General features: G+C 72.8%; 1 protein-coding gene. It reads right to left on the reverse strand.

Going from position 1 to position 265, the window contains the following annotated elements; all coding sequences use genetic code 11:
• A partial coding sequence (locus tag R0J92_RS23625; protein ID WP_411053467.1) for a hypothetical protein occupies nucleotides 1-265 on the reverse strand: 265 nt, incomplete at both ends.

Here is a 265-nt window from a genome sequence, read left to right on the forward strand (position 1 = left end):
CTTCCTGCTCGGCCCGCCGCATCCCGCGCTGGGCCGCCCGTTCGGCGACGCGCGTGGTCCGCCGCTCGGTCCGCTGCGGGACGCCCATCTGCTCCAGCGCCGCCTCGTCCTTGGCGGCCTGCTGCTCCTTGGCCTGCGTCGGAGCGCCCAAGCCCTGCTCGAACTCCTCGATGATCCGGTCGAGCGTGTCCTGCTTGCCGGTGATCCGCTGGCGAATCTGACGCAGCGCTTCCAGCACCCGCTGGGCCAGCGTCGGGGCCTGCTT

The sequence above is a fragment of the Tritonibacter sp. SIMBA_163 genome, from assembly GCF_046535935.1.
Classification (GTDB): Bacteria; Pseudomonadota; Alphaproteobacteria; order Rhodobacterales; family Rhodobacteraceae; genus Epibacterium; species Epibacterium scottomollicae.